This window comes from Candidatus Zixiibacteriota bacterium (assembly GCA_040753495.1).
Lineage (GTDB): Bacteria > Zixibacteria > MSB-5A5 > GN15 > PGXB01 > DYGG01.
Window position 1 is genome coordinate 1 of record JBFMEF010000206.1, and the last position, 10,572, is coordinate 10,572.

10 protein-coding genes are annotated in these 10,572 nt (G+C 49.2%); 4 read left to right on the plus strand and 6 right to left on the minus strand.

The window, feature by feature from the left end:
* The 4 genes from AB1690_13435 to AB1690_13450 form a co-directional block, all read right to left on the minus strand.
* Positions 1–423 (minus strand): GDP-mannose 4,6-dehydratase (locus AB1690_13435; protein ID MEW6016309.1); only part of this gene is annotated, 423 nt, incomplete at its 3' end.
* 130 nt (positions 424–553) lie between these two features.
* Positions 554–1,585 (minus strand): glycosyltransferase family 2 protein, encoded by a 1,032-nt coding sequence (locus AB1690_13440; protein MEW6016310.1) that lies wholly within the window; start codon positions 1,583–1,585, stop codon positions 554–556.
* Positions 1,586–1,745: 160 nt separating this feature from the next.
* Positions 1,746–2,357, minus strand: a complete 612-nt coding sequence (locus AB1690_13445; protein MEW6016311.1) for an acetate uptake transporter — start codon at positions 2,355–2,357, stop codon at positions 1,746–1,748.
* Positions 2,358–2,443: 86 nt separating this feature from the next.
* Positions 2,444–3,517: a hypothetical protein gene (locus AB1690_13450; protein ID MEW6016312.1), complete on the minus strand. Its 1,074-nt coding sequence runs from the start codon at positions 3,515–3,517 to the stop codon at positions 2,444–2,446.
* Between the two features lie 372 nt (positions 3,518–3,889).
* On the opposite strand from AB1690_13450, the gene AB1690_13455 reads away from it, so the two are divergent.
* From AB1690_13455 to AB1690_13470, 4 genes are all read left to right on the plus strand, one after another.
* Entirely contained in the window at positions 3,890–4,846 is a 957-nt protein-coding gene (locus tag AB1690_13455; GenBank protein MEW6016313.1) for a cytochrome c3 family protein, read from the plus strand.
* 7 nt (positions 4,847–4,853) lie between these two features.
* A complete protein-coding gene (locus AB1690_13460; protein ID MEW6016314.1) occupies positions 4,854–6,404 on the plus strand; it encodes a hypothetical protein in 1,551 nt (516 codons plus the stop codon).
* 12 nt (positions 6,405–6,416) lie between these two features.
* The gene (locus AB1690_13465) at positions 6,417–7,508 is read left to right on the plus strand and encodes a hypothetical protein (protein ID MEW6016315.1); all 1,092 of its coding nucleotides are present in this window, start codon (positions 6,417–6,419) and stop codon (positions 7,506–7,508) included.
* Between the two features lie 238 nt (positions 7,509–7,746).
* On the plus strand, positions 7,747–8,262 hold the full coding sequence (locus tag AB1690_13470) for a multiheme c-type cytochrome (protein MEW6016316.1): 516 nt from the start codon (positions 7,747–7,749) through the stop codon (positions 8,260–8,262).
* A gap of 247 nt (positions 8,263–8,509) precedes the next feature.
* On the opposite strand, the gene AB1690_13475 is transcribed toward AB1690_13470, so the two are convergent.
* Complete coding sequence (locus AB1690_13475; protein MEW6016317.1) at positions 8,510–10,099, minus strand: FG-GAP-like repeat-containing protein; 1,590 nt, start codon at positions 10,097–10,099, stop codon at positions 8,510–8,512.
* Positions 10,100–10,379: 280 nt separating this feature from the next.
* Positions 10,380–10,572 (minus strand): adenosylhomocysteinase (locus AB1690_13480; protein ID MEW6016318.1); only part of this gene is annotated, 193 nt, incomplete at its 5' end.

The following is a 10,572-nucleotide window of genomic DNA, read 5'->3' on the forward strand; positions in this document are numbered from 1 at the left end:
AACTTCATCGGTAGATACATGGTGGAACCGTATCGACATTCCTGCCGCCGCTCTTTCCCGAACCAGTTCCAGGAGATTGAATGTGCCTATCACATTTGTTTGGATAAAAGCGGCCGGTCCGGTGATAGAGCGGTCAACATGCGACTCTGCCGCCAAATGAATTATCCCGTCAATCTGGTATCGCTCAAAGGAGCGCTTAAGACTTTCAAAATCGCAGATATCGACCTTTTCAAAGCGATAATTGGGCAGATTCTCAATCGCCTTCAGATTAGTGAGATTGCCGGCATAAGTGAGACAGTCCAGATTTACAAACTGGTATTGAGGGTACCGGGGCGCCAAATAGAGAAGCAGATTGCTCCCGATAAACCCGGCTCCACCGGTTACTATTATCTGACGCTCAAATTTCGCAGATGACCGTTCCACTGGTTATTCCACCCTTAATCGGTATCAACCGAAAAATTGTTCCAGACATTTAAGACAGATGTCTATCAATACGAAAATTCCCGGCAAAATACAACAGCGATTCCCCCGGCGCGAATTTCACTCGCCTGCTTCAAGCGCTATCCCCGTCGGAGGGACTCCTGCTTGTCAGCCAGGTCTTTGTGGCTTCCGTCAAAAATCCCCAACCCAAGCCGGTATGAATAGTGAAAAATATCGGCGGGAGTAAAGCGAGGAAACGGAATCCGTGCCGGACTGAAATCAAAAGCGAGGCGGCCAAGATAACAAGCAAGTACAGAAGTGAGAGCATCAGAAATAGTGTCATAGCCGGTTTCACAACAACCCCTAAAAGAAATAAGAGCGGCATTCCGGCGGTGAATAGAACCGGAATTAAACTGCCCAGGCCGAGAGTATCGGGATGTTTTCTCGCCAGCCGAAAGCGGCCGACGCCGTACCGCTTCATCTGATGAAATAAGGCGCCGAGACTTTCCCTTGGATAATAATAGACCGCCAATTTCATCGAGGTAAATGACTGTATCCCCGCCTTGGTCAAACGATAATTAAACTCAACGTCTTCACAGGCGTCAAAACTTTCATCATAATAACCGAATTGTTCGAATAGTTCTTTGCGGTAAGTCGCCCCGGAGCTGGTGGGAGCGACGAAGATTTCTTTATCGGTATATATGGTTGAATCCAGACCATGCCCGATGACAGATTTTCTCGCCAGCGCCACCGCCTGCTGAAAAACATTATTGTCGGGCGGTTCGAGAAACTGCGGGCGGCTCAGGACGGAAACTTTTTTTTCTTCCATCAACCTGACCGTGTTCTTAAGAAGTTCCTTATCCTTGATATAGGTATGCCCGTCAATGAAGAGGATAATTTCGCCCCGGGCATTTCTGATGCCCAGGTTTCTTCCGCCCGATGCCTTTCCCACAAGATTGTCAAACATACGAATTCGGCTGTCTTCTGATGCCAGTCTCCGCACAATCTCTGAGGAATTATCTTCCGAGTTCCCGCAGGCAACGATTATCTCAAAGCGGCCAGAGGGATAATCCTGTTCCAGGATTTTCTTAATGGTGGATTCAATAAAGCGCGCCTCATTCTTGATGGGAATCACGACAGTGATAAAAGGAAAATTTTCAGTCAAAATGTCAGCCTGTACCTCTAAATTAGATTATTAACACTTACTTACGGTATATTCGGCTTAAATTTAGGCAGAATCTCAAAATATATCGTCTGTTCCTGCAACCAATGGCCGTCCCGGCACCATTCTATCTACCGCGCATTCTCATCAGAAAAGATTCCATTCACTTCCCTGCTGTTCCGAGCGGGAGCAATTCCCGTCCATAGAGTTCATTTAAAACCTGCGACAGGCCGGTGTAAATAGCCAATCCACCGCATAAAATCCCCTCGTATCCGGCCAGACGGATAATTACGGTACTTTCAAAGAGATTTCCCAACGCCAGCAGCCAGAAGAGAACAGTCAGGGTACCGAAAACCATCTGCAGGGCGCGATTCAACCGCCACGTTCCGATAAACATCACCGCCGTAAACAGACCCCAGATAAAAAGGTACGCCGCCATAGAGACCGGCGCCGGAGTTTCGGCCCAGCCCAGTCTGGGAAAGAGAAGAAGCGCCACCAGAGTAAGCCAGAATAAGCCGTAAGAGGTAAATGCGGTGGTGCCAAAGGTATTCTTCTTCTTCCATTCCATCACGCCGGCAATAATCTGCGCCACTCCACCATAGAATAGACCCATTCCGAGTATCATACTGTCCAAGCCGTAGAAACCGGCATTGTGGATATTCAGAAGGACCGTGGTCATACCGAAACCCAGAAGACCCAGCGGCGCCGGGTTGGCGGTTGTATCCTTCACTTCGGCAACCGTTTGCGTTGCCTGGATAGTAACTGTTTCACGCATTACCTTACACTCCCTTAAACAGTTGAAAATGTGTCAAAATCCCAGTCTGCTTTTCAGATTTAGCGCACGGTGCCGAGTTCTCCGAATCAATCGACCCACTCCGCTACAAAAATATTGGTCTCCCCTGGCTTTTTATTGAAGCGGTTGGAGGCAAATATCAGATGTTTACCGTCACGGGTGAACATCGGAAATCCATCGAAAGTCTCATTGAAGGTAACCTGTTCCAAACCGGTGCCATCGATATTGATTATGAAGAGGTCGAAATTCCGCCCTTTGTCACTCTTGAGGTTAGAACTGAATATGATTCTTTTCCCGTCAGGATGGAAAAACGGCGCAAAACTGGCTTTGCCAAAATTGGTCACCTGTTGAATACCGGAACCATCGGCATTCATAACATAAATCTCCAGCGCGGTGGGACGAACCAGCCCATGCTTCACCAGGTCCTCATAATCGGCAAGTTCCTGCTCCGTCCTGGGGCGGCTGGCGCGGAAAACTATTTTGCTCCCATCCGGAGAGAAAAATGGCCCACCGTCATATCCCTTTTCGAAGGTGAGGCGAGTCTGCCCGGTGCCGTCAAGATTCATAGTATAAATCTCCGGGTCGCCATCACGGGTAGAGGTAAACACAATTTTATCTCTTAAGGGCGAGATTGTCGCCTCGGCGTCATAACCGGGTGCATCTGTCAGCCTGACCAGCTCGGAGCCGTCGGCATTGGCGCGAAAGATATCAAAGGTGTCGAAAAGTTTCCAGACATATCCTTTAGACATATCGGGAGGAGGAGGGCAGGCGGTATCTGCCAGATGAGTAGAGGCATAAAGTATCATGCTGTCTCCCGGAAGAAAATAGGCACAGGTAGTTCTTCCTTTGCCGGTAGATACCATCCTCTTTTCAGAGCCGTCAATATTCATAATGAATATCTGGTCGCACTGCAGGTCGCCGAAAGTGGATTGATAAATCAGCCGGGATTCATCAAAGGATAGATATGCTTCCGCATTCTGCCCTTCGTTTGTCAACATTCTGACACTCTTGAAATGCTTTTCGCCTTCAAAGATAATTGATGGCTCGCTGCTGGAAGCCTCAGGTGGCGGCGCTGCCATTGTTCCCGCCGCAGCCATCACAAATCCCAATATTATCAGAAGATTTAGTACTTTTTCACGCATAAAGTCTCCTAACTCTGCTTCAGTTCATCGATTTTGCTTCACTTTTTACGCGCAACCAGAAGATATATTGAATTATACCACGACTTGGCAAGGAAAAAGCAACATTGCTTATTTTCAAAGGAAGATTTCGAAGGGAGTCTAAATATGTACTATTAGGTATATTTTTACTTCAATTTTTTGCTCATTTTCAAAAATTCTTGACATATAGATTAAACTTTGCTATTAGAATCCCGATGAATTGAGACAAATGAGATATTTGATGTAGCATATTTAATTTGTTCAGATTGTGAAGAAAATAACAAAGACTACCGTTCGTATCCTGTATGAACCAAGATCAAAAGTGGCAAGGAAATAGTCCATATCGGAGATAAAATGTCTTCTAAGAGGTATTGCATTTCGCTCTTTCTGATTGCGGTGGTCGCGCTGTCGGCGGCGGCTCTGGGGTCGCGCATCAAAGTAAACGACCGGGTCTGGCTCCAGGAAAATTCATCACTCTGTCTCAGTTGTCATGAAGACCAGGGAGAGTCATTGGAAGGGACCGTTCACGCGCTCGCCTCCGCGGATGAGATGAAATCATCATTCGGTTCCGGGTGTGTGGGGTGTCATGACGGCTGGGAAGAGCATATTAACGACCCCTCGCCTGACAATATCGGCAAACCGCAGACTTTATCTGCCAAAGAGCAAGCAGAAGTTTGCGGAAGATGTCATCTCTCCCCCCATCAGTCAGCGATGGCAACGACCGATGTCCATCATCGCGCCAATGTCGCCTGTCTGGATTGTCATTCCATTCACGGAAATCATAACAGCGGTCTGGTCAAGGATGAGAATCAGAATTTTTGCGCCAGCTGCCATCCGGCGGTGAAGGCGGAATTCAGCCGCCGCTCGGCGCATCCTCTTCGCTCCGGAAATATTGACTGCACCAGCTGTCATAGCCTCTCCGGAATCAAAGACCCGCTGATGGCAGTCGGTCTCGACTGGAAATGCCAGAATTGCCATTCGGAAAAGTCGGGACCATTTCTTTTCGAGCATGGGACCATTAATAAACATTTAATTGACGGCGGCGGGTGTGTCGAATGCCATGAGCCGCATGGTTCGGCCAATGACCGTCTTCTGGTTCAAGCCGGAAATGGCAACTGCCTGAAATGCCACGATATTCCCCCGGCGCATCGCACCATGCATAACGGCCTGGGTACCAGGCTCGATTGCGTTTTCTGCCACACTGATATTCACGGGTCTTATGACAATAAGAAATTCCTCGACCCCAATCTCGGCGTCAAACTATTCCCCGATTGTTATCAGTCGGGCTGCCACGACAATCTGAACGACTGAGGAGGAGATGATGAAAAAAATAAGCGCACTAATGCTGACTCTTCTCGCAGTCGTTATTTCAGCCAGCGCCAATGATGGCGCCGGAAAGGTTCGCCTCGGTTATACCATTCTTGATGAAGAGGGAAGTCAGGCGGTGAATCAGAGCACCTTCAATCAATATGAAGGATTGGGCTTATCTCTGGAAAAAATCTGGTATCGTTTCGATAACGGCATAAGATTAAACGCCGACCTGAGAAATATTACATTAAACAATCGGCATCTGGGAGGCGGGATAAGCAAAGCGGGCTTATTCGGTCTGCAACTTAGCAATCATCAGTACCGCCGGGCGTACAGTTTTGATGGCAGCAGCCGGACACGTCGTCATTTCACCGATGGCTCCCTCTGGGTTTATCCCTTTGCCACGGTCAAATTATTCGGCGGCGGCTCCTATACCGGTTTGCGCGGCGCCATCAGCTCGCTGTTTAACCCTGATGGATTCGGTTCCCGAACAGAACAGGATTACAGACAAAGCACTCATCATATCGGGCTTCGCTTCAATGACCGGGGGAAAATGTTTCAAGCCGAATACCGGGGGCTGAAGTTTGACGACCGAAAAGATGACTCCCGCGACCAGGACCGCTATTGGGTCAAACTGTTTGGATTTACCCCCCTGCCGCAATATGAGAAGGTGACCCTCGGCGGAGGATACCGCCATTTTGAGACGAAATACTCGGCGTCTGAATTCAAAATAAGCGCCAATACGGTCTGGGGCGGCGGCGAATATCGCCTGGCCGACCCGGTAACGGTCAGTTATAACTTCATCTTTGACCGCGCCGGCTCCGATAGCGATTTTGTCGCTACTGATAATCTGGCGCATACTTTTTATGTCAGTTATATCCGGCAGGAGAAATTTGGCGGGACGGTCGGTTATCAGACCGATGTTCGAGATGACTTTGAGGACAAGGTAACAGGCGATTCCTATTACCTCAGTGGGTGGTATAAACCTGACAATCATTATGAATTTCGCCTCGAATATGGCACGCGCGCCGAAACGATGGATAACGGGTCAAGACTCCTGGGGAACGAAGACCGCACTCGTTTTAAAGCGTCGGCTGCCATCCGCGACTCGCGCTATGGCTCCATCACCACCCGCTTCGAGAACCGGACGAGAGAAAACCTTTCGCTGGGAAGCGAATCGGACTTCAATCGGATTTCTCTGAACGGAACGCTCATAGTTTCATCTCTGGGGACAATAAGCGGCGGATATGCATATGCCAAAGGGGATTACCAGAATAGCGACTATCGATTTGAATTTACCGACCATACCCTGCACGGCGATTTGAGTCTCAACGAGTCTTACCGGATCACTTCCGGGGCGGGAGTAATCTATTATCGCAGTAAGCGCGACCTTGATGTTGAGCAGGTTACGGTTCGACTGAGCTTCGACTATCGTTTTGTAGAGTCGTATCACTTTAAAGTCGATTATAACATTCATAATTTCGATGATTATCTGATGGCGGATGGTTATTACACCGCCAATATCGTGGAGTTGAATTTAGTTAAAGATGTTTCATTCTAAAGGAGCAGTGTTATGAGGTCTAAATTTCTGCTGGGAGCGATGGTCTTAATGTCGGCTCTCATAATGATTGCCGGGTGTGAACGGAAAGTAGTGGTAGAGAGCAAGGAGTCGGCGGAGCTGGGAAGCTGCTTTACCTGCCATGGTGATAATGGATTGCTATTGCAGGCGCAAGGAGAATGGAAAAACTCCATTCATGCCTCCGGCAATAACATTGATTACACTAACCGCGGCGGCGGAAGCGATTGCACGAAGTGCCATGATCATCAGGGTTTTCTGGAATATCTCGCGACCGGTTCTGTAAGCGCCCCATATTCCTCGGTCAGCGCCATTCACTGTTTTACCTGTCATGCCCCGCATGAGCGAGGGAATCTCACTCTGCGGACGGTGGCGCCGGTGGCGCTCAAGAATGGCGAGATTTTCGACCACGGCAACGCCAATCTCTGCGTCAATTGTCATCAGGCGCGCGAGTCGGTGGGGCAGATAGTTGACAGCCTGGTCCTTACCTCCAACCGCTGGGGGCCGCATCACAGCCAGCAGGGCGATATGCTGAACGGTTCCAACTGCTTTGAAATCGACGGCTATGATTACGACAAAACCTCGCATCATGCCAACCTGATTGATGACGCCTGTGCCGGATGCCATATGGGGAGCTCCCAGGCGCACGATGGCTATAGAATAGGCGGACATAGTTTCAATATGCTTTATGTCTCCGAAGAAACCGGTGACACTTCCAATCTCGCCTCCGGGGTATGCGGGCAAGCCGGATGCCATCCCGGGGCGACAAATTATGATATAGATAGCGCCCAGACTCATGTCCATGAATGGCTGGAAGAGCTGCATACTCTCCTGGTCGATGCCGGAGTGCTGAATGCAACCACCGGCCTGCCCAATGTCCCTCGCGGCGGAACACTCTTAATCCCGGATAAGAACGTTGCCGGGGCACTCTGGAATTATCTCCAGGTCGAAGGGGACCGCTCCTTTGGTGTCCATAACTTCGCCTTTATAAGGGACCTGCTGCAATCATCAATTGACTACCTGGAAAGCCTGCAAGGTTCGCCGGTAGGCAAACCAAGGGCGCTGACGGCGCCGATAGCGTCGCATTGAAATAGAGGTCTTCTTGACCTAAGGGCTCTTCGTGATAGAAGAGCCCTTTTTAATTTGAGAATTATCCTCCAGTTACAAAACCCCCAAAATACCTGTATTTTCGCGACTTAGGCTTTGTCATTTTTTTGTCAAAAAAAGATTGCTTTCATCTTGATTATTTTGTATAAGTAGTAACGAAATGGAGAAGAACCTGAAAATCATTAGATTCATTTATATCCCAACCTGAGGAGGTTTTTTAATGAAAAGACTTGTGATTACTTTCACAATCATCGCCGTCATATTTGCCTTTTCTCTGCCGCTGGTGGCGCAGGAGAAGGCGGCTGCCCCGAAGCATGAGTATGTCGGCGCCGCCAAGTGCGCTATGTGTCACAAGAAAGATAATACCCATCCGACCTGGATGGAGACCAAGCATGCCAAGGCGTGGGAATCGCTGAAGCCGGAAGATCAGAAGAACGAGAAGTGTATCGCCTGCCATTCGACCGGCACCGATGCCAAAGGGACGCTCTTGACCGGCGTGCAGTGCGAAGCCTGCCATGGTCCGGGCTCCAATTATATGAAGATGAATGTGATGAAAGACCAGAAACTGGCGATTGAGAACGGGCTTATAATCCCGACTGAGAAAACCTGCCAGAAATGTCATAATGAAAATGTTCCGGCTGAGTTTAAGGCGAAAGAGCCGTATGATTTCGCCAAGATGATGACCACCGGCGTACATGCCCGCCCCGCGAAGGAAAAGCCGGCCGAAACGAAGTAATAAGATAGAGATTGAGATTTCAAAAGCCCTCAGAGATGAGGGCTTTTTTTATGCCATTGTTTTCACTTAAGTCAAGGCTTCATTCTATGTTAAAATTCTGGCCTGAAGAAAATTATCGTATGGAAGCAACAATCCACCAGTGGCTGACTGATGGCGCAGGCGGTCGGTCAAGCAAGTTCAAGTTCTTCGTCTGAAAATAGTGTGCTTTTGACTTTCTCCAATTCAGAAGATTCGGACCGTTGTTCAGTTACGGGCAGATAGGTGCCGGACCTCCCTTAAAGCGATATGATATTATATAGGTGGCATCGAGAATGTTAACGCTGCCGTTACCGTTGGCATCGGCAGCCTCGACCGGGCTCGGCGCTGGACCACCTTTAAAACGATAAGAAATAATGAAAGTAGCATCGAGGATATTTACCGAACCACTGCCGTTGGCATCACCGCAAACATAGGACGGCCCCGAAACGATTAGATTGAGCAGTATCGATACATTGTCGGTATTATAATCGGCTATGGCAAAGTCAAAATCAGAGTCATTGTCAAGGTCATGGGAGCAAACAGAACGAGGACCATCGCCGGCGATATAATTTTCAGCCCTTTCCATAATGCCGGAGCCATTGTTTAGAAAAACGGTCAGGTTATCAGAGTAGTGATTTCCCGCGGCAAGGTCTTTATCGCCATCGTCATCAAAATCTCCGGCAAACATAGCGGTGGGAGCGTCCCCGGCCGGATAATTGATTGCCGTCTGAAAGGTACCGTTGCCATTGTTGAGAAATATGGAGATATTATCCGTGTACCAGTTAGTTACGGCAAAGTCATTGTCGTCATCGCCATCAAGGTCTTCGGCTGCGATAGCGCAGGGAGAATCGCCGGCGGCATAAAGCACCTCGGGTTGAAAACTGCCATCTCCATTATTAGCCAGTATTGAGACATTGTCGGAACCGCTATTGGCTATTATCAAATCTAAATCGCTGTCGCCATCCAAATATGCAGCCGTTATGGCGCGGGGCTGGTCCTGCACTGAATAAGTCCCGCCCGAAGCCCCGTCAAAGGTTCCATCCCCGTCGTTAAGCAAAATAGTAATATTGTCAGAGCCAAAATTGCATATTGCCAGGTCATGGTCAGTATCGCCATCAAGGTCGGCAGCATAGAGATTGTTGGGTGAATCGCCTACCGAATAGGCAACGGCTGATTGAAAAGTACCGTCACCGTTATTCAGCAGAACGGAAACGTCATCGGTCCCGCTGTTGGCGACCGCAAGGTCGATATCACTGTCACCATCAAAGTCAATTGAAGCTACAGAGCGGGGCTGGTCGCCGACAGCATAATTGACAGCAGTTTGAAAGGTGCCGTTGCCATTGTTAATCAACACGGAAAGGTCATCGGAGTTAAGATTAGCGACAGCCAAATCGTTGTAACTATCACCATCCATATCGGCAGCAACTAATGAAAATGGTCCGTCCCCGGTCGGATAATCGACTTTGGTATCAAAAATGGGACTAATGATGCAACAGCTGACAGCAGATTGTGGACTGGTGGGGTCAAGACCGCATTCGGGAAATGGCGCCGGCGGGGGAGTGCCGCCGGTAAGAAAACTGGCGAGATAGACGGCATCAAACATGGATAAGGAGCCGTTGTCATCTACATCCCCAGCCAGCTCACAGGCGATAGTGCCACTGGCAAAGAGCCGAGCATACAAGGAGTCGTAGTCCTCCTGATTGACAAGACCGTCGGCAGTGACGTCTCCACGGATGAAAGTTGGGGTCTGCGAAAGGGCTTCTGTTGCGGCCAGGAACGGGATAATAACAAGCACCCAAAGCAGGCGGACTCGGCACATAGAACCTCCAGATATTCAAGTAGTTGCGAAGACTGCTGTGGTGCCGCCGGTGTGCTCGTTATGGGATAAAAACAGTCAAAGTCCTGCGACAGTTATATATAACATAAGTGGTGTCATTTGTCAAGTTTAAAGTATTTGACCCCTTCGAAGCCCAGGACACTCATTCAAACGCACCGACAATTCGCCACGGCGGATTCCTGACTGAAGAACCGGCGTCGCCGATGCTTTCCGTGGAGCAAGGAAATTCACCAAGGCACCCCTCGTCCCGATGCCCTCCCCCTTATGTCCCCATCTCCCACGACGCCAGGTACTTCTTCTGCTCCGGGGTGAGGCGGTCGATAGCAACTCCCATCGATTTCAATTTCAAGGCGGCAATGCTGTCGTCCAGTTTCTCCGGAACGATATAGACTTTCCGGGAAAGTTTACGGGCGTTACTCACCAGGTATTCGGCGGCAAGAGCCTGATTGGCGAAC